This is a genomic window from Pseudomonas azotoformans, assembly GCF_001579805.1.
Lineage (GTDB): Bacteria > Pseudomonadota > Gammaproteobacteria > Pseudomonadales > Pseudomonadaceae > Aquipseudomonas > Aquipseudomonas azotoformans_A.
In genome coordinates this window covers 6,517,227-6,535,633 of the sequence record NZ_CP014546.1, presented here as the reverse complement: position 1 = coordinate 6,535,633, position 18,407 = coordinate 6,517,227, and the positions used below count along the sequence as shown (strand labels likewise).

Here is an 18,407-nt window from a genome sequence, read left to right as displayed (position 1 = left end):
GCGCCGCGACGTTAATTTAATTGAGAGTAATTATCAATAGCGAGTCGCGACGGTTGCTTGCAGGCAAGGTGGACCGCTATTGTGCTGAATCCTTTTAGTCCTTCCCCCCAAGGATATGTTGTGATGAATGCACCACGTACTGCTGTCCCGATCAAGGCTGTGATTTTCGATATGGACGGGTTGTTGCTGGACACTGAAGGTATCTACACCGAAGTCACGCAGATCATCGCCGAACGCTATGGCCGCACCTACGATTGGAGTATCAAGCAGCACATCATCGGGCGCGGTGCCCAGGATCTGGCTGACTACGTGGTGAAGGCGTTGGACCTGCCGATCACGCCCGCCGAATTCCTGACAATCCGTGAGCCGCTGATGAGCGAGCGCTTCCCAAAGGCCCTGGGCATGCCCGGCGCTGAAGCCTTGGTGCGGCACTTGAAGGCGCACAACATCCCGATTGCCGTGGGCACCAGTTCGTCGCGCAATTCGTTTGGTCACAAGACCACCTTGCACCGCGAATGGTTTGGCCTGTTCGACACCATCGTCACCGCTGACGACCCGGAAGTCGGCGCCGCCAAACCCGCGCCGGACATCTTCCTCACCGCCGCCCGCCGCCTGGGCGTTGCGCCCGAGGATTGCCTGGTGTTCGAAGACTCACCGTTTGGCGTCACCGCGGCCAAGGCTGCACACATGACCGCCATCGCCGTGCCGGACGAAGCCATGGCCGACAGCAAGTACCACCATGCCGACCAGATCATCCGCAAGCTCGCGGACTTCGATTTGGCGGCCTATGGCCTGCCGCCCCTGCGCTGAACAAACGCGGTCAAAAAAATGTGGGAGCTGGCTTGCCTGCGATGGTGATCTCAAGATCGCTATCGCAGGCAAGTCAGCTCCCACATTCGTTATGCGCTGAAGCCACCATCAATGGTCAAGCTTGCACCGGTGATGTAGCCCGCTTCCGGCCCTGCGAGGTAAGCCACAAAACTGGCAATTTCCTCGACATGCCCATACCGACCCACCGCCATCAAGCCAATCAAACTCTCGGCGAAATCGCTGTTCGCCGGGTTCATGTCGGTATCCACCGGCCCAGGCTGCACGTTGTTGATCGTAATACCTCGAGGCCCCAGGTCCCGCGCCAGGCCCTTGGTCAGCCCCACCAGCGCCGCCTTGCTCATGGCATACGGGCCACCACCGCCAAACGGCATGCGCTCGGCATTGGTGCTGCCGATGTTGATCACCCGACCCCCTTCACCCATATGCTTGGCCGCTTCCTGGGTGGCGATAAACACGCTGCGTACGTTGATCGCCAGGGTCTGGTCAAAATCTTCCAGCTTGAAGTCTTCCAGCGGCGCGATGGCCAGCACCCCGGCGTTGTTCACCAGGATGTCCAGGCGGCCAAAGGCTTCGACCGTGGCGTTGACCGCGTTGCGGATCGCACCGGCATCGGCGCTGTCTGCGTGGATCGCCAGGGCTTTGCCGCCTTCGCTGATCACGCTGTTCTGCAATTCTTCAGCCTTGGCGGCCGAGCTGACGTAGGTGAAGGCAACCGCTGCGCCCTGCGCCGCGAGGCGCTTGACGATGGCGGCGCCGATGCCGCGAGAACCGCCTTGAATCAAGGCGACTTTGCCGCTGAGGTTCTGTGTGGTCATGTCGATCTCCTAGCTGTTCAAGGCGGGATGCCTTGTTGTTGGAACCGAGTATCGACCTCGCCAGCCCCTCCCGGTAGACCGTGATTGCTATAGTCTGTGTAAACCAAAAGTTTAGGATGGGTCGATATGGAAAGCTTTGGCAGTATCGAATGCTTTGTACGCAGCGCCGAAGGTGGCAGCTTTGCGGAGGCTGCGCGGCACCTGAGCCTGACCCCGGCAGCCGTCGGCAAAAGTGTCGCCAAGCTGGAGGCGCGCCTGGGGGTCAGGTTGTTCCAGCGTAGCACTCGGCGTCTCACCCTGACCGAAGCCGGAAAACTGTTTCTGGAAGAGGTCAGCGGCAGTCTCACCACCATCCAGAATGCGGTGGCCAACCTGGCCAGCGCCGAAGGGCGGCCGGTAGGAACGCTGAAGGTCAGCATGGGCACTGTGTTTGGTAATCGCTATGTGGTGCCGCTGCTGGGGGCGTTCATGCAGCGCTTTCCTGACATCAGCCCGGATTGGCATTTCGATAACCGCCAGGTGGACCTGATCGGCCAAGGTTTCGATGCCGCCATCGGCGGTGGTTTTGAGCTGCCCCAAGGGGTCGTGGCGCGCAAGCTCGCACCGGCGCATCGGGTACTGGTGGCTTCGCCGGATTACTTGGCACAACGTGCAGCGGTATCAACCCCGGAGGACCTGGCGCGCTGCACGGGCATCCTTATCCGCTCACCGCAAACCGGCCGCGTCCGCTCCTGGCAATTGACCAGCACCGAGCGTGAACATAGCCCATTGGTGCTCAAGGCGGGCATGACCATGAGCGACTCCGAAGCCGCCTGCTGCGCCAGCGCCCAGGGCCTGGGCATCGCGTTGGTAAGCATGCCCATGGCCGTGCCGTTCCTGGACAGCGGCGCGGTGGTGCGGGTGCTGCCCGACTGGTACGTCGACGACGGCAACATCTCCATTTACTACGCCGAACACAAACTGTTGCCCGGCAAGACCCGTGCGTTTGTGGAGTTCATCATCGAGCAGTTTGCCGAGCAGCAGTTGAACCAGCGTTTCAGCGCGGCCAACCGATGACTTTTTTCGGCCTCGGCGTCGCATAGGTCCTGATCTTCGACGTCGACAACCCCAACCGCACCAGCGATTCGGCGATGGTCACGGCGGCGGTCACACCGTCCACCACCGGCACACCGGTGCGCTGGCGAATCTGCTCATCCAGCCCCGCCATGCCACCACAGCCCAGGCAGATTACCTCGGCCTTGTCTTCGCTGATGGCCAGTTCGGCCTGGCGCACGATGGCTTCCATGGCCGCCAACGGATTTTCTTCCAACTCCAGCACCGCCATGCCACTGGCCCGTACCGAGGCGCAACGCTGGTACAGGCCGGCCAGTTTCAGGCGGTCTTCGATCAACGGCACGGTGCGGTCCAGGGTGGTCACCACCGAGTAAGCGTGGCCCAGGAACATTGCGGTGCTGGCGGCGGCTTCGGTGATATCCACCACCGGTACGTTGAGCAATTCCTGCAAGCCTTCACGGCCATGCTCGCCGTAGCCGGCCTGGATCACCGCGTCGAACGGCTGGTCGTAAGCCATCACCCGGTCCATCACCGCGATGGCCGCCAGGTAGCTTTCAAAGTTGCCCTCCACCGACTCCGCGCCGAAGTAGGGCGTGAGCCCGACAATCTCAGTGCCGGGCGCAGCCACGGCGCGTGCCTGCTGGGCGATGGTTTCAGTGATGGATTCGGTAGTGTTGACGTTGACCACGAGGATACGCATGGAAAGTCCTTGATTAATGACTGACGTTATCGACTGCAATGCTTTCGCCGCTGACATCGGCGTAGAACGGCTGGCGCTTGGCGATCAGCAGGTACAGCACCCCTGCAATACCGGCGCCAAACATCCAGGAAAACGGTGACACGCTGGCGAAACCGGGCAGCAGCGCCAAGAGAATGGCAATCACCGCTGCGGGAATAAACGCCGCCACTGCGCGTAAATTGACCCCACGGCTGTAGTAATAAACGCCATTCGGGTCTTCGCTATACAGCTGCAACACGTCCACCCGGCTTTTACGGATCAGCCAATAATCGACCATGATCACGCCATACAACGGCCCCAGCAGGGCGCCCAGGCCGGAAAGGAAATACACGATCACCAACGGGCTGTTGTAGAGGTTCCACGGCAGGATCAACACCGCCACGGTGGCGCTGATCAACCCGGCGCGACGGAAGTTCAGGTACTTGGGCGCCAGGTTGCTCAGCACAAAGGCCGGTGCGACGAAGTTGGCCATGATGTTCACGGCCACGGTGACGATCAGGAACGCCAGGCAACCGAGCACCAGGAAGAAGGTATTCGGAATAGCCGCGATGATTTCAGTGGGGCTTTCGATCACCCGGCCATTGAGCTGGAATTGCCCGCCGCACAGCAGCACGGTGATCGCGGCAAACACCAGGATATTCACCGGCAAGCCCCAGAAGTTGCCGACCTGGATGGTCTTGCGGCACGGCGAGGAGCGGGCGAAGTCGCAGAAGTTGAGGATCAGCGTGCCGTAGATCGCCAGCCACAGCGCGCCACCGGCAAAGATATTGCGCCACATCTCGCCGCCGCTGAGCGGCTCGCGGATCGACCAGGCGATGTTGCCGCCGGTCTGGAAATACATCCATCCGGCCAACGACGCCACTGTCAGCAGAATCACCGGCCCGGCGAATCCCTCGTAGCGGCGCACCATCTCCATGCCGTAGGCCAGGATCACCAATTGCACTAGCCAGATCGCCACAAAACAGGCCCAGCCAAGCGACGACAGGCCGAGGATCGAGTTGTGGTCGTAGTCGGCAAACCCCGGATGAATGGCCGTCAAAAGCACGCGGAAAACTACCGAGGCCAGGTAGGTCTGGATACCGAACCAGGCAATCGCAATCACCGCTCGGATCAGCGCCGGAATCTGCGCGCCATGAATGCCGAAGCTAATACGGCTGATCACCGGGAAAGGCACACCGGTCTTCTGGCCCATGTAGCCCGACAGGTTCATGAAGAAGTACACCAGCGCCGCGCCAATCCCTAAGGACAGCAGAATCTGCCAGCCGCCCAGGCCCAAGGCATACAAGCCAATGGCGAAGGAGTAGTTGGCGATGTTGTGCACGTCATTGGTCCACAGCGCAAAGATGCTGTAGCGCCCCCAGCGACGGCCTTCGACCTTGGTGGGCGCCAGGTCCTTGTTGTGCAGCCGTGGGCTGAGCACCAGCGGACCGGGCTCGATGGCTTCGGGCTTCAGGGAGGAGGGCAGATCCAGTGCGATGTTATTCGAGAGGCTTGTACGCATTCCGGCAGGCTCCAGCGCATCGGCAGCCAAGCCGCAGATGGCAAAGTGTATGTAGGTTTTGTATTTATTGTATACAAAGCGCATTTCACCTTAAGCCACTTGCGTGCCAGTTTTTGATCTATGAAAGCTGTAGGTAATTCCGTTTTTATAGGTGTAGGAAATAACTGGCTGAATTCAAAGCGATATAAATTGACCGTTTGAACAGCTATATATTTTGTTGGGTGAAGAGTGTGCAAAACAACGAGGGGAGTGAGGCGGGGAAGAATGTAACTTTTCGGTGCGTAATTTTATAAGTGCACACAAGAATGGCACTAATGGTGACATTCTTGTGTACAGGTCGAGGGTCACGCCTTGCTGATGATATTCCCCGCATGCAGCCCGCATTCCTTCTGCGTGGCTTCTTCCCACCACCAGCGGCCTTCGCGTTCGTGCTGGTTCGGCAGCACCGGGCGGGTGCAGGGCTCGCAGCCGATGCTGATAAAGCCGCGCTCATGCAGGCTGTTGTACGGCAACTCCAGCATACGGATGTAACCCCAGACTTCCTCACTGGTCATCTGCGCCAGCGGGTTGAACTTGTACAGGGTGCGTTCCGGGGTGGAAAAGGCTGTGTCGATTTCCAGCGCCGCCACCTGGCTGCGGGTGCCGGGGCTCTGGTCACGGCGCTGGCCGGTGGCCCAGGCGCTGACGCCGGAGAGCTTGCGGCGCAGCGGCTCGATCTTGCGTACACCACAGCATTCGCCATGGCCGTCCTTGTAGAAGCTGAACAGGCCTTTTTCTTTGACGAAGGGTTCCAGCTTGCTCTGGTCTGGCGAGATCAGCTCGATGTCGATCTTGTAGAACTCGCGCACCTGCTCGATGAACCGGTAGGTCTCCGGGTGCAGGCGGCCGGTGTCGAGGCTGAACACCTTGACGTTCTTGTTCAGCTTCCAGGCCATGTCCACCAGCACCACGTCCTCGGCGCCGCTGAAGGAAATCCACAGGTCATCACCGAACTGGCTGAACGCCAGTTTGAGAATATCCTGGGCAGATTTGTTGGCGTAAGTCGCGGCGAGTTCAGCGACGTCGAAGGCTTGGTTCATCAGGACGGTTCCTACAGGTCAGTGGCGCTGAGCGCTCTATAGGGGAGCGATGGTATCAAAATCCGCTCTGCGTTGCGGCGGCGAGCTTGAATCGCTAGAGTTCGGCAGTCCTTTTGCTCGCTCAACTAACAACATCAAATGGGAGTGTCTTGTGGAAATTGCCTGTCTCGACCTGGAAGGGGTGCTGGTTCCGGAAATCTGGATCGCCTTCGCCGAAAAAACCGGTATTGAATCCCTGCGGGCCACCACCCGGGACATTCCCGACTACGACGTGCTGATGAAGCAGCGCCTACGTATCCTCGACGAACACGGGCTCAAGCTCGCTGACATCCAGGCAGTCATCGCGACCCTCAAGCCGCTGGACGGCGCCGTCGAATTCGTCAACTGGCTGCGCGAGCGCTTCCAGGTGATGATCCTGTCCGACACCTTCTATGAATTCTCCCAGCCGCTGATGCGCCAACTGGGTTTCCCGACCTTGCTGTGCCACCGCCTGATCACCGACGAAACCGATCGCGTGGTCAGTTACCAACTGCGCCAGAAAGACCCGAAGCGCCAGTCGGTATTGGCCTTCAAGACCCTTTACTACCGGGTGATCGCCGCCGGCGATTCCTACAACGACACCACCATGTTGGGTGAAGCCGACCGTGGGATTCTGTTCCATGCGCCGGAGAACGTGATCCGCGAGTTCCCGCAGTTCCCGGCGGTGCATACCTTTGAGGACTTGAAGAAAGAGTTCATCAAGGCGTCGAATCGGGCGTTGAGCCTCTAAATTACACTGGTGTGGGGCCATGCCTTCTGTGGCGAGCCCGCTCGCCACAGTAGATCTCTCAATTACAGTCCTTCGAGTGTCTCCAACAACACCCGCACCTTGGTCAGCGACTCCTGATACTCCGCCTCCCACTGCGAATCCGCCACAATTCCGCCGCCGCCCCAGCAGCACACCTGCCCATCCTTGACCAGCAAACTGCGAATGGCGATGGAGCTGTCCATCTCGCCCCGCACGTCCAAATACACCAGCGACCCGCAGTACAACCCGCGTCGCGTCGGCTCCAGTTCGTCGATGATCTGCATCGCGCGGATCTTCGGTGCGCCAGTGATGGAACCACCTGGGAAGCTGCCGGCGATCAGGTCGAGGGCGTCTTTGCCATCGGCCAGTTCGCCGATGACGCTGCTCACCAGGTGGTGCACGTTGGGGTAGCTTTCCAGGCTGAACAGCTCCGGCACGCTCACCGAGCCGGTGCGGCAAGTGCGGCCAAGGTCGTTGCGCAGCAGGTCGACGATCATCAGGTTCTCGGCGCGGTCCTTGGGACTGGCCAGCAGTTCGGCGGCGTTGGCGGCGTCTTCTTCGGGTGTCAGGCCGCGGGGGCGGGTGCCTTTGATCGGCCGGGTTTCGACGCGGCGCTCGCTGATATGCACGAAGCGCTCGGGCGACAGGCTCAGCACCGCGCCGTCGTCCGGCAGGCTCTGGAACCCGGAGAATGGCGTCGGGCAGGCTTCGCGCAGGGCGCAGTAGGCAACCCAGGGATCGCCCGCACACGACGCGCGGAAGCGCTGGGCAAAGTTGACCTGGTAGCAGTCGCCGGCCTGGATGTAGTCCTGGATGCGCACGATGGCCTGGCGATAGGCCTCGGCGGTGAGGTCCGCAGCCATGGGGCCGTCAAGCTTGAAGGTCGCCGCGTGGTGGGCGACTGGCTGGCCGAACAGAGTGATCAAGCGCCGCTGTTCGCTCTCGGCCAGGGCCGGATGAAATACAAGTTGGCTGGTCTGCGCCTGATGGTCACTGATCAATGCCCAGGCATATAACCCGAACCGCGCGTCTGGCAGGTGCAAATCGTCTGCGGCAAGGTGCGGCATGTGCTCAAGATGGCGACCAAAGTCATAGCTCAGGTAACCAATCAGTCCACCCGCAAACGGCAGCTTATAGCCAGCAGGCAGATCCGCCTTGCCCAACTGCGTAAGATTTGCCCGCAAGCGTTGCAGGAAATCAACACCGCTTTCGTCGGGCGATACCGTCAATGTCGCTTGTGGCCAGGCGCTTAACAGGTCATAACGCCCGCGCTCGGCTGCCGGTCGTCCGCTGTCCAGCAGCACCGCGCCAGGCGCATGGCGGATCGCCGCAAAATACGCAGCGGGGTTGGCCTGGTAAGGCAGTGGGTATACAGAGCAGGTCGACATGAGGGGCCTTGACGGCAGCGGCGAGCTTCAAGCTTTTAGCTGCAAGTTAAAAACACAGGTGCGCATTCTTGCAGCTTTAAGCTTGCAACTTGAAGCTGTTTTCTAACCTTCGACCGGCGGAATATGCCCAAACATTTCCTGCACAAACTTCACCCGCTCCTCCGGCGTTTCCGTCACGCCAGCGGCTTTCAGTGCTTCCAGTCGCGCTTCCACCGCATGCGTACGCAGGGTCAGGCCGCAGTCGTTGGCAATCTGGATATTCAGCCCCGGCCGCGCATTCAACTCAAGAATCAGCGGGCCTTTCTCCTGGTCCAGCACCATGTCCACGCCGATGTAACCCAGTCCGCACAGCTCATAGCAACCGGCCGCTAGCTTCATGAAGCCATCCCAGTTGGGCAGTTGCACGCCGTCCACCGCGTTGGTGGTGTCAGGGTGCTTGGTGATGATGTTGTTCAGCCAGGTGCCACGCAGGGTCAGGCCGGTCGCCAGGTCCACGCCCACGCCGATGGCGCCCTGGTGCAGGTTGGCCTTGCCGCCCGATTGGCGCGTCGGCAAGCGCAGCATGGCCATGACCGGATAGCCCATCAACACGATGATGCGAATGTCCGGCACGCCTTCATAGCTGATGCTCTTGAAGATCTGGTCAGGCACCACGCGGTATTCGATCAACGCACGGTCGCGGTGGCCGCCCAGGGAATACAGGCCGGTGAGGATGCTGGAAATCTGATGCTCGATCTCTTCATGGCTGATGATCTTGCCGGACACCGTGCGATAGCGCCCTTCAAAGCGGTCCGCCACCACCAGGATGCCGTCGCCGCCGGCGCCCTGGGCCGGTTTGATCACGAAGTCGCTGCGCCCGCCGATGATGTCGTCGAGCTTGTCGATTTCCTTCTCGGTGGAAATCACCCCGTACATCTCCGGCACATGAATACCGGCGGCCAGGGCGCGCTCTTTGGTGATGATCTTGTCATCCACGATCGGGTACAGGCTGCGCTTGTTGTACTTGAGCACGTAGTCGGCATTACGCCGGTTGATGCCCATGATCCCCCGCGCTTCCAGGGCTTTCCAGGTCTTCCAGAAGCCGAACATTACTGGTCAGCCTTCTTGAGGAAAGCCTTGAAACGCACCAGCTCGGTCAGGCGGTAGCCGCGATAACGACCCATGGCCAGCATGAAGCCCACCAGGATCAGCAGGATCGCCGGGAAGGTGAACACGAAGTAGATCAGCTCCGGCACGCTCATGATGATGTGGGCCAGCGATGCGGCGAACAGCGTACCAATCGCCACTTTCAGCGCATGGTTGGCGCCGCGCTCTTCCCAAGTGATCGACAGGCGTTCGATGGTCATGGTCAAGATCACCATCGGGAACAGCGCCACCGACAACCCACGCTCCAGCCCCAGCTTATGGCTGAACAGGCTGATCGCCGCGATCAGCACCACCACGAAGGTCAGCACCACCGACAGCCTCGGCAGCATCTGCAATTTCAAGTGTTCCAGGTACGACCTGAGGGACAGCCCCAGCGCCGTGATGATCGTGAACAGCACAATCCCGAAGCCCAGTTGCGTCTCGCGGAATGCCAGGGCGATCAGCACCGGCGTGAACGTGCCCAGGGTCTGCAGGCCGATCAGGTTGCGCAGGATCAGGATCACCAGTACGCCAATCGGGATCATCACCATGATCATGAACGTCTGCTGGGTTTGCAGCGGCAGGCCGTACAGCGAGTATTCGAGGAAGTTGGCGTCGGTGTTCTCGTCCGTCAGCTTGGCCAGGCGAATCGCGTTCATTTCGCTGTTGTTCAGGCTGAAGGTCACCATGGCCTTCTTGCCGCCATCGACGGTGATCAGGTTTTCATCACCGGTCCACCACAGCAGGCGGTCGGTGGGCAAACCTTGTTCGCCGGTTTCAGGGTTGAAGTACAACCAATCATTGCCGTTGAAACTGCGCAGCCACAGTTCCGGGGTTTGCGGCTGGTCGGCCACCAGGCGGATGGTGTGGACCTTCTCCACCGGCACATGGGCGATGGACAGCAGCAATTCGACGATCTTGGCCTTGTGCGGCGTGGACGGATCGCCCGCCAGCAGCAGCTTCACATTGTCGTCATTGAGGTTGTTAGTGCGCTTGATGGCTTCGCTGATAAAGGTCTCGACGTCGGCCGAGTGCTGGCGGATCGGCGCTAACAGCGCTTCGGCGGCGATTTTCTCCGGGCCTTCCACGGCAATGCTGTCGCGGAAGGTCGGGCCCTTGACCTTGACCTTTTCCCCGCTGTAACGCTTGGTGAGGACCAGGCGGTAATACAGGGTCTGGTTACCCTTGGCACGGCGTGCCGACCAGGTCACCTTGCGGTTGCCATCGGTGCGGTTGACGCTCACGCCGTAGTTGTTAGAAATAAAGCTCTCGTTAAGGCTGACGAAGTCGCGGCTCAAGGGCGGCACGAACATCTGGATCTTCACCGGGTCTTTCGGGTTGGCGACGAACTCGACCTTGGCGTCGATGTTCCACAAGTCGTCGGTGGCGTCCTCGGTGACGGGGATCCCCAGCACGAAGATCTGGTAGGCGGTGACCGAAATACCCAGCACCACCAGGATGGCGATCAGGATTTTCAGGTGCAGGGTCAGAGAGCGCATTCGGTTTACTCGGCGGTATGAGCGTCGGCGGCGCAGGCGGGTTTGCCTGCTGCGTATTTAAGACTGGGGTCGACCAGCGCATCAAAGCGTTTCAGCGCCTCGGAGCCGATCAGCAGCGGGTATTGGAATGCGCTACGGTCAGTCAAGTTCACTTCGATGCTGCGTAAAGCGGTGCCCATGCAGATATCCAGGGCAATCACCGGACGGGCGGTGTAGTTCTTGTCCTCATCGGGGTCGTAGTCACCGGCACGGCGCTTGATCTTGCTGACGCGGGCCAGGGGGCGCTCGATGGGATGGGAATGGGCGGTGTCGATGGCCAGGTAGAAGCGCACCCAGGATTCGCCGTTGCGCTTGAAGCGCTTGATATCACGGGCACTGAGGGAGGCGGTCTTGGCACCGGTGTCCAGTTTGGCGGCGACTTCCAGGTCGATCCCGGCCAATTGGGCGTATTCGTTGAGGCCGTACACGGTCTTCTCGGCGGCGACGCCAAGGCCCGGTGCGGATAACAGGCAAATCAATAGAAGGAAGGGCTTGAGTCTCATAAATCCCGAGGCGGTGCAGTGCGATGTTCAATTCAAGGCGACTGGCATTACTGCGCAAGCTCCCTCGTGCGCCGTTTCATCTCGCGATGTCAGGCAAAAGTGCCGGGCATTCTAACATGATGCTTTTTTGGCGCCAGCGCTGGCAGGCGGCCATGCCCTGATAGGGTGCAACCCTGGTTATTAGACGATTGTCGACAATGTGTATTTATTCTTTGACTATCCAGGGCTGATTGGCTAGTTTTTGCGGCATTGCTTTTAAAGGTGTCGACAATATGCTGGATCAGCTGGAATCCCCAGTGGTGGCGCAAGACGATTCCCAGACCATGTCCGAGAACGTCTTCCGGCGTATCCAGGCCGCCATCGTCAAGGGCGAGATCGCCCCCGGCAGCAAGATCTCCGAGCCGGAACTGGCGCGCACCTATGGCATCAGCCGTGGCCCGCTGCGCGAGGCGATCCACCGCCTGGAAGGCCAGCGCCTGCTGGTGCGCGTGCCGCATGTCGGCGCGCGCGTGGTTTCGTTGAGCCATGCCGAGCTGATCGAACTTTATGAAATTCGCGAATCCCTCGAAGGCATGGCCTGTCGCCTGGCCGCCGAGCGCATGACCGACGCGGAAATCGAAGAGCTGCGCCAGGTGCTGCACACCCATGAACGCGACGAAGCCTTCCAGGCTGGCCTCGGTTATTACCAGCAGGAGGGCGACTTCGATTTTCATTACCGGATCATTCAAGGCGCCGGCAACCGCACCCTGACCCAAATGCTCTGCGGCGAGTTGTACCAATTGGTGCGCATGTACCGCATCCAGTTCTCCGCCACCCCCAATCGTCCACGCCAGGCCTTTGCCGAGCACCACCGCATCCTTGACGCGATTGCCGATCGCGACGGTGAACTGGCCGAACTGTTGATGCGCCGGCATATCGGCGCATCCAAACGCAACATTGCCCGTCACTTCCCCGACGGCACTGCCCAATCACGAGGTGAATGATGAGTTCCAATAATAAGACGACTCCCGGCCAGCGTTTCCGTGACGCGGTCGCCAGCGAGCAGCCTTTGCAGGTGGTCGGTGCGATCAATGCCAACCATGCGCTGCTGGCCAAGCGCGCCGGTTTCAAGGCGATCTACCTGTCGGGCGGCGGTGTGGCTGCCGGTTCCCTCGGCGTGCCGGACCTGGGGATTACTGGCCTGGATGACGTGCTGACTGACGTGCGCCGCATCACCGACGTCTGCGACCTGCCGCTTCTCGTAGACGTGGACACCGGTTTCGGCTCCTCGGCGTTCAACGTGGCACGTACCGTCAAGTCGATGATCAAGTTCGGCGCGGCGGCGATCCATATCGAAGACCAGGTCGGCGCCAAGCGCTGCGGTCACCGTCCGAACAAGGAAATCGTGTCCCAGCAGGAAATGGTCGACCGCATCAAGGCCGCCGTGGATGCGCGCACCGATGACAGCTTCGTGATCATGGCGCGCACCGATGCCCTGGCGGTGGAAGGTCTGGAGTCCGCCCTGGAACGCGCCGCCGCCTGCATCGAAGCCGGCGCCGACATGGTGTTCCCGGAAGCCATCACCGAACTTGAGATGTACAAGCTGTTCGCCTCCCGTGTGAAGGCCCCGATCCTGGCCAACATCACCGAGTTCGGCGCTACGCCGCTGTACACCACCGAACAATTGAAATCGGCCGATGTTTCCATCGTGCTGTACCCGCTCTCGGCCTTCCGCGCCATGAACAAGGCCGCCGAAAACGTCTACACCGCGATCCGTCGCGACGGGACCCAACAGAACGTGATCGACACCATGCAAACCCGCATGGAGCTCTACGATCGCATCGACTACCACACCTTCGAGCAGAAGCTCGACGCGCTGTTCGCAGCCAAGAAGTAAAGAACAGCCTCCCTAATAAATTCAAGATTGGAGAACCGACATGGCTGAAGCAAAAGTACTGAGTGGTGCCGGCCTGCGTGGCCAGGTGGCCGGGCAGACCGCATTGTCCACCGTGGGCCAAGCAGGCGCCGGCCTGACCTATCGCGGCTATGACGTGCGCGAACTGGCCGCCGATGCGCAGTTTGAAGAAGTCGCCTACCTGCTGCTGTACGGCGAATTGCCGACCAAGGCCGAACTGGTCGCCTACAGCGCCAAGCTGAGCAAGCTGCGCGACCTGCCCCAAGCGCTGAAGGAAGTGCTGGAACGCATCCCCGCCGACGCCCACCCGATGGACGTAATGCGCACCGGTTGCTCGTTCCTGGGCAATATCGAGCCCGAGCAAGACTTCAGCGTGCAGCGCGACGTCACCGACCGCCTGCTGGCCGCCTTCCCGGCGATCATGTGCTACTGGTATCGCTTCAGCCACGACGGCAAGCGCATTGATTGCGTGACCGATGAACCCTCCATTGGCGGCCACTTCCTGCATTTGCTGCATGGCAAGAAGCCGAGCGAGTTGCACGTCAAGGTCATGAACGTTTCGTTGATCCTCTACGCGGAACACGAATTCAACGCCTCGACCTTCACGGCGCGGGTGTGTGCTTCGACCCTGTCCGACCTGTATTCCTGCGTCACCGCCGCCATCGGTTCGCTGCGCGGCCCGTTGCATGGCGGTGCCAACGAAGCAGCGATGGAGATGATCGAGCGCTTCTCGTCCGCTGAAGAAGCGGTCGAAGGCACCCTCGGCATGCTGGCGCGCAAAGACAAGATCATGGGCTTCGGCCACGCGATCTACAAAGACAGCGACCCGCGTAATGAAGTGATCAAGGGCTGGTCGAAAAAACTCGCTGACGAAGTAGGCGACACGGTGCTGTTCCCGGTCTCCGAAGCCATCGACAAGACCATGTGGGAGCAGAAGAAACTGTTCCCCAACGCCGACTTCTACCATGCCTCGGCGTACCACTTCATGGGCATCCCGACCAAGCTGTTCACGCCGATCTTCGTGTGCTCGCGCCTGACTGGCTGGGCCGCGCATGTATTTGAGCAGCGCGCCAACAACCGCATCATCCGTCCAAGCGCCGAATACACCGGCGTAGAACAGCGCAAGTTCGTGCCAATCGAACGTCGCTGAATGGAGAAACCGCTGATCCCGGGGTGAAACCGGATCAGAAATGTGGGAGCGGGCTTGCTCGCGAAAGCGGTGTGTCATTCAACACACCTGACGACGGTTAAACCGCCTTCGCGAGCAAGCCCGCTCCCACCTTTTGATCGCATTCTCTCCCAGGATCCGTGGGCTCCTTTTGCAACCACCGTGACCGAGTCCTGACGATGAACACTGAATTTCGCAAACCGCTCCCCGGCAGCCGCCTGGATTACTTCGACGCCCGCGCGGCAGTTGAAGCAATCACCCCCGGCGCCTACGCCACCTTGCCTTACACCTCCCGCGTGCTCGCGGAAAACCTGGTGCGTCGCTGCGACCCGGCCACCCTCAACGCGTCCCTGAGCCAACTGATCGAACGCAAGCGCGACCTCGATTTCCCGTGGTTCCCGGCGCGTGTGGTGTGCCATGACATTCTCGGCCAGACCGCCCTGGTCGACCTCGCCGGCCTGCGTGATGCCATCGCCCAGCAAGGCGGCGACCCGGCCCAGGTGAACCCGGTGGTGCCGACCCAACTGATCGTCGACCACTCCCTGGCCGTCGAAGCCGGCGGTTTCGACCCGGACGCGTTCGAGAAAAATCGCGCCATCGAAGACCGTCGCAATGAAGACCGTTTCCACTTTATCGAGTGGACCAAAAAGGCTTTCAAGAACGTCGATGTGATCCCGCCGGGCAACGGCATCATGCACCAGATCAACCTGGAGAAAATGTCCCCGGTGATCCAGGTGCGCGACGGCGTGGCGTTCCCGGACACCTGTGTCGGCACCGACAGCCACACGCCGCACGTGGACGCCCTGGGCGTGATCGCCATTGGCGTCGGCGGCCTGGAAGCCGAGAGCGTAATGCTCGGCCGCGCCTCCTGGATGCGCCTGCCGGAAAGCGTCGGCGTGGAACTCACCGGCAAGCTGCTGCCAGGTATTACTGCCACCGACATGGTGCTGGCGCTGACTGAGTTCCTGCGTAAACAGAAAGTGGTCGGCGCCTGGCTGGAGTTCTTCGGCGAAGGCGCTTCGGCACTGACCCTCGGCGACCGCGCGACCATCTCCAACATGGCCCCGGAATACGGCGCCACCGCGGCGATGTTCTATATCGACCAGCAAACTATCGCTTACCTGAAACTCACTGGCCGTGAAGACGAACAAGTCACCCTGGTTGAGCAATATGCCCGCCACACCGGCCTGTGGGCAGATGACCTCAAAGGCGCGCGATACGAGCGCGGCCTCACCTTCGACCTGTCCAGCGTCGTGCGCAACATGGCCGGGCCGAGCAACCCGCATGCCCGCGTTGCCACCAGCGACCTGGCGTCCAAGGGCATCTCCGGCCAGTGGGACGAAGTGCCGGGGCAAATGCCCGACGGCGCGGTGATCATCGCGGCCATCACCAGTTGCACCAACACCAGTAACCCACGCAACGTGATTGCCGCAGGCCTGCTCGCACGCAATGCCAACCAACTGGGGCTGACGCGTAAACCTTGGGTCAAATCCTCCCTGGCGCCCGGCTCGAAAACCGTGGCCATGTACCTGGAGGAAGCGGGCCTGGGCCATGAGTTGGAAAAACTCGGCTTTGGCGTGGTGGCATTTGCCTGCACCACTTGCAACGGCATGTCCGGGGCGCTCGACCCGGTGATCCAGCAGGAAATCATCGACCGCGACCTGTACGCCACCGCCGTGCTGTCGGGCAACCGCAACTTCGACGGGCGTATCCACCCGTACGCCAAGCAAGCGTTTCTGGCGTCGCCGCCGCTGGTAGTGGCCTACGCGATTGCCGGCACCATCCGTTTCGACATCGAAAAAGACGTGCTCGGCCTGGACGCCAACGGCAAGGAAATCCGCCTGCAGGACATCTGGCCGAGCGACGAAGAGATCGACGCGGTGGTCAAGGCCTCGGTCAAGCCGGAGCAGTTCCGCGCGGTGTATATCCCGATGTTCGCCATCCACGAAGACACCGGCCCGAAAGTCGCACCGCTGTATGACTGGCGCCCCCAAAGCACCTATATCCGCCGTCCGCCGTACTGGGAAGGCGCGCTGGCCGGGGCGCGGCCGCTCAAGGGCATGCGCCCGCTGGCGGTGCTGCCGGACAACATCACCACCGACCATCTGTCACCGTCCAACGCGATCATGCTCGACAGCGCCGCTGGCGAATACCTGGCGAAAATGGGTCTGCCGGAGGTGGACTTCAACTCCTACGCGACTCACCGTGGCGACCACTTGACGGCGCAGCGCGCGACCTTTGCCAACCCGAAACTGTTCAACGAAATGGTGGTTGAAAACGGCAAGGTCAAGCAGGGTTCCCTGGCGCGCATCGAGCCGGAAGGCCAGGTCACCCGGATGTGGGAAGCCATCGAGACCTACATGGAACGCAAGCAGCCGCTGATCATTATTGCTGGCGCCGACTACGGCCAGGGCTCGTCCCGCGACTGGGCCGCCAAGGGCGTGCGCCTGGCCGGGGTGGAGGCGATTGCCGCCGAAGGGTTCGAGCGCATCCACCGCACCAACCTGGTGGGCATGGGCGTGTTGCCCCTGGAGTTCCTGCCGGGCACCGACCGCAACACCCTGAAGATCGACGGCAGCGAAACCTATGACGTGGTCGGTGCACGCACCCCGCGTGCGCAATTGACGCTGGTGATCAACCGCAAGAATGGCGAACGTGTCGAAGTGCCGGTGACCTGCCGCCTGGACACCGCCGAAGAAGTGTCGATCTACGAGGCGGGCGGCGTGTTGCAACGTTTCGCCCAGGACTTCCTGGAATCGGCGGCGACGGCCTGAGAGGACACCATGGCACACGTAGCGCAAATCAAGATCCCCGCCACCTACATGCGTGGCGGCACCAGCAAGGGCGTTTTTTTCAGCCTCAAGGACCTGCCCCAGTCGGCGCAGGTGCCGGGCGCCGCACGCGATGCCTTGCTGTTGCGGGTGATCGGCAGTCCCGATCCCTACGACAAACAAATCGATGGCATGGGTGGCGCCACCTCCAGCACGAGCAAGACGGTGATCCTGGCCAAAAGTACCCGCGCCGAGCATGACGTGGACTACCTGTTTGGCCAGGTTTCCATCGACAAGCCGTTCGTGGATTGGAGTGGCAACTGCGGCAACCTGTCGGCGGCGGTCGGTTCCTTTGCCATCAGCGCCGGCCTGATCGACCCGGCCCGCGTCCCGCACAACGGCGTGGCCGTGGTGCGCGTGTGGCAGGCCAATATCGGCAAGACCATCATCGCCCACGTGCCCATCACCGACGGTGCGGTGCAGGAAACCGGTGATTTTGAACTGGACGGCGTGACCTTCCCGGCCGCCGAAGTGCAGTTGGAGTTCATGGACCCGGCGGCGGAAGAAGAGGGCGGCGGTGGATCGATGTTCCCCACCGGCAATCTGGTCGACGACCTGGAAGTGCCCGGCGTTGGCACCTTCAAGGCCACACTGATCAACGCCGGCATCCCGACGATCTTCATCAACGCCGAAGACCTCGGCTACACCGGCACCGAGCTGCAAGGCGCGATCAACAGCGATCCGAAAGCCCTGGCCATGTTTGAAACCGTACGGGCCTATGGCGCGTTGCGCATGGGCCTGATCAAGCACCTGGACGAAGCCGCCCAGCGCCAGCACACGCCGAAGGTGGCGTTCGTGGCCAAACCTGCGGACTACGTAGCGTCGAGTGGCAAGGCGATCAAGGCCGGTGATGTGGACCTGCTGGTGCGCGCACTGTCCATGGGCAAGTTGCACCACGCGATGATGGGCACCGCCGCGGTGGCGATTGGCACGGCGGCGGCGATTTCCGGGACCTTGGTCAACCTGGCGGCGGGTGGCGTGGAGCGCAATGCGGTGCGGTTCGGTCATCCGTCCGGCACCTTGCGCGTCGGCGCTGAAGCCAGCCAGGTCGACGGCGAATGGGTGGTGAAAAAAGCCATCATGAGCCGCAGTGCACGGGTGCTGATGGAGGGTTTCGTGCGCGTGCCAGGTGATTCCTTTTAAAGGCAGACAGTC

At 61.1% G+C, this 18,407-nt stretch carries 16 protein-coding genes; 8 read left to right on the top strand and 8 right to left on the bottom strand.

What is annotated here, in order from left to right:
- The first annotated feature begins 123 nt into the window (after positions 1-123).
- The gene (locus tag AYR47_RS30005; RefSeq protein ID WP_016979237.1) at positions 124-810 is read left to right on the top strand and encodes an HAD-IA family hydrolase; all 687 of its coding nucleotides are present in this window, start codon (positions 124-126) and stop codon (positions 808-810) included.
- A gap of 89 nt (positions 811-899) precedes the next feature.
- On the opposite strand, the gene AYR47_RS30000 is transcribed toward AYR47_RS30005, so the two are convergent.
- Entirely contained in the window at positions 900-1,646 is a 747-nt protein-coding gene (locus AYR47_RS30000) for a 3-oxoacyl-ACP reductase family protein (protein WP_033901224.1), read from the bottom strand.
- Positions 1,647-1,772: 126 nt separating this feature from the next.
- Here AYR47_RS30000 and AYR47_RS29995 point away from each other — a divergent pair, with 126 nt between their 5' ends.
- Positions 1,773-2,702, top strand: a complete 930-nt coding sequence (locus AYR47_RS29995; protein WP_061449268.1) for a LysR family transcriptional regulator — start codon at positions 1,773-1,775, stop codon at positions 2,700-2,702.
- On the opposite strand, the gene AYR47_RS29990 is transcribed toward AYR47_RS29995, so the two are convergent.
- From AYR47_RS29990 to AYR47_RS29980, 3 genes are all read right to left on the bottom strand, one after another.
- Entirely contained in the window at positions 2,683-3,399 is a 717-nt protein-coding gene (locus AYR47_RS29990; RefSeq protein WP_061449267.1) for an aspartate/glutamate racemase family protein, read from the bottom strand. The two genes, AYR47_RS29995 and AYR47_RS29990, sit on opposite strands and share 20 nt — an antisense overlap.
- A 13-nt stretch (positions 3,400-3,412) precedes the next feature.
- Positions 3,413-4,939, bottom strand: a complete 1,527-nt coding sequence (locus AYR47_RS29985; RefSeq protein ID WP_038847340.1) for an NCS1 family nucleobase:cation symporter-1 — start codon at positions 4,937-4,939, stop codon at positions 3,413-3,415.
- Between the two features lie 344 nt (positions 4,940-5,283).
- Positions 5,284-6,018 carry a phosphoadenylyl-sulfate reductase gene (locus AYR47_RS29980; protein ID WP_003214958.1) on the bottom strand — a complete coding sequence of 245 codons (735 nt, stop codon included), beginning with the start codon at positions 6,016-6,018 and terminating at the stop codon, positions 5,284-5,286.
- A gap of 151 nt (positions 6,019-6,169) precedes the next feature.
- On the opposite strand from AYR47_RS29980, the gene thrH reads away from it, so the two are divergent.
- Positions 6,170-6,787, top strand: a complete 618-nt coding sequence (gene thrH, locus AYR47_RS29975) for a bifunctional phosphoserine phosphatase/homoserine phosphotransferase ThrH (protein ID WP_061449266.1) — start codon at positions 6,170-6,172, stop codon at positions 6,785-6,787.
- A 62-nt stretch (positions 6,788-6,849) separates the two neighbouring features.
- On the opposite strand, the gene pabB is transcribed toward thrH, so the two are convergent.
- From pabB to rloA, 4 genes are all read right to left on the bottom strand, one after another.
- On the bottom strand, positions 6,850-8,193 hold the full coding sequence (gene pabB / locus AYR47_RS29970; protein ID WP_061449265.1) for an aminodeoxychorismate synthase component I: 1,344 nt from the start codon (positions 8,191-8,193) through the stop codon (positions 6,850-6,852).
- Between the two features lie 102 nt (positions 8,194-8,295).
- A complete protein-coding gene (locus tag AYR47_RS29965) occupies positions 8,296-9,282 on the bottom strand; it encodes an alpha-L-glutamate ligase-like protein (RefSeq protein ID WP_033901220.1) in 987 nt (328 codons plus the stop codon).
- Complete coding sequence (gene rloB, locus AYR47_RS29960) at positions 9,282-10,817, bottom strand: osmotic stress tolerance membrane protein RloB (RefSeq protein WP_033901219.1); 1,536 nt, start codon at positions 10,815-10,817, stop codon at positions 9,282-9,284. The genes AYR47_RS29965 and rloB overlap by 1 nt, the downstream gene beginning before the upstream one ends.
- Positions 10,818-10,822: 5 nt before the next feature.
- On the bottom strand, positions 10,823-11,359 hold the full coding sequence (gene rloA / locus AYR47_RS29955; protein WP_016979246.1) for a retropepsin-like aspartic peptidase RloA: 537 nt from the start codon (positions 11,357-11,359) through the stop codon (positions 10,823-10,825).
- A 272-nt stretch (positions 11,360-11,631) separates the two neighbouring features.
- Between rloA and AYR47_RS29950 the strand changes: the two genes are divergently transcribed.
- The 5 genes from AYR47_RS29950 to prpF all read left to right on the top strand — a co-directional run bounded on the left by AYR47_RS29950 (position 11,632) and on the right by prpF (position 18,395).
- Positions 11,632-12,342, top strand: coding sequence for a GntR family transcriptional regulator (locus AYR47_RS29950; protein WP_016979247.1), 711 nt, complete (start codon positions 11,632-11,634; stop codon positions 12,340-12,342).
- The gene (gene prpB, locus AYR47_RS29945) at positions 12,342-13,235 is read left to right on the top strand and encodes a methylisocitrate lyase (protein ID WP_016979248.1); all 894 of its coding nucleotides are present in this window, start codon (positions 12,342-12,344) and stop codon (positions 13,233-13,235) included. Before AYR47_RS29950 ends, prpB begins: the two co-directional genes overlap by 1 nt.
- A 40-nt stretch (positions 13,236-13,275) precedes the next feature.
- The gene (gene prpC / locus AYR47_RS29940; protein ID WP_061449264.1) at positions 13,276-14,403 is read left to right on the top strand and encodes a bifunctional 2-methylcitrate synthase/citrate synthase; all 1,128 of its coding nucleotides are present in this window, start codon (positions 13,276-13,278) and stop codon (positions 14,401-14,403) included.
- A gap of 197 nt (positions 14,404-14,600) precedes the next feature.
- Positions 14,601-17,195, top strand: coding sequence for a Fe/S-dependent 2-methylisocitrate dehydratase AcnD (acnD, locus tag AYR47_RS29935; RefSeq protein WP_061449263.1), 2,595 nt, complete (start codon positions 14,601-14,603; stop codon positions 17,193-17,195).
- A 9-nt stretch (positions 17,196-17,204) separates the two neighbouring features.
- Positions 17,205-18,395 carry a 2-methylaconitate cis-trans isomerase PrpF gene (gene prpF, locus AYR47_RS29930; RefSeq protein ID WP_061449262.1) on the top strand — a complete coding sequence of 397 codons (1,191 nt, stop codon included), beginning with the start codon at positions 17,205-17,207 and terminating at the stop codon, positions 18,393-18,395.
- Positions 18,396-18,407 lie beyond the last annotated feature (12 nt).

Bases quoted from the DNA above. Each gene is read 5' to 3' on its own strand.
- AYR47_RS30005 (WP_016979237.1), top strand. From the start codon at position 124: ATGAATGCACCACGTACTGCTGTCCCGATCAAGGCTGTGATTTTCGAT.
- AYR47_RS30000 (WP_033901224.1), bottom strand. From the start codon at position 1,646: ATGACCACACAGAACCTCAGCGGCAAAGTCGCCTTGATTCAAGGCGGT.
- AYR47_RS29995 (WP_061449268.1), top strand. From the start codon at position 1,773: ATGGAAAGCTTTGGCAGTATCGAATGCTTTGTACGCAGCGCCGAAGGT.
- AYR47_RS29990 (WP_061449267.1), bottom strand. From the start codon at position 3,399: ATGCGTATCCTCGTGGTCAACGTCAACACTACCGAATCCATCACTGAA.
- AYR47_RS29985 (WP_038847340.1), bottom strand. From the start codon at position 4,939: ATGCGTACAAGCCTCTCGAATAACATCGCACTGGATCTGCCCTCCTCC.
- AYR47_RS29980 (WP_003214958.1), bottom strand. From the start codon at position 6,018: ATGAACCAAGCCTTCGACGTCGCTGAACTCGCCGCGACTTACGCCAAC.
- pabB (WP_061449265.1), bottom strand. From the start codon at position 8,193: ATGTCGACCTGCTCTGTATACCCACTGCCTTACCAGGCCAACCCCGCT.
- AYR47_RS29965 (WP_033901220.1), bottom strand. From the start codon at position 9,282: ATGTTCGGCTTCTGGAAGACCTGGAAAGCCCTGGAAGCGCGGGGGATC.
- rloB (WP_033901219.1), bottom strand. From the start codon at position 10,817: ATGCGCTCTCTGACCCTGCACCTGAAAATCCTGATCGCCATCCTGGTG.
- rloA (WP_016979246.1), bottom strand. From the start codon at position 11,359: ATGAGACTCAAGCCCTTCCTTCTATTGATTTGCCTGTTATCCGCACCG.
- AYR47_RS29950 (WP_016979247.1), top strand. From the start codon at position 11,632: ATGCTGGATCAGCTGGAATCCCCAGTGGTGGCGCAAGACGATTCCCAG.
- prpB (WP_016979248.1), top strand. From the start codon at position 12,342: ATGAGTTCCAATAATAAGACGACTCCCGGCCAGCGTTTCCGTGACGCG.
- prpC (WP_061449264.1), top strand. From the start codon at position 13,276: ATGGCTGAAGCAAAAGTACTGAGTGGTGCCGGCCTGCGTGGCCAGGTG.
- acnD (WP_061449263.1), top strand. From the start codon at position 14,601: ATGAACACTGAATTTCGCAAACCGCTCCCCGGCAGCCGCCTGGATTAC.
- prpF (WP_061449262.1), top strand. From the start codon at position 17,205: ATGGCACACGTAGCGCAAATCAAGATCCCCGCCACCTACATGCGTGGC.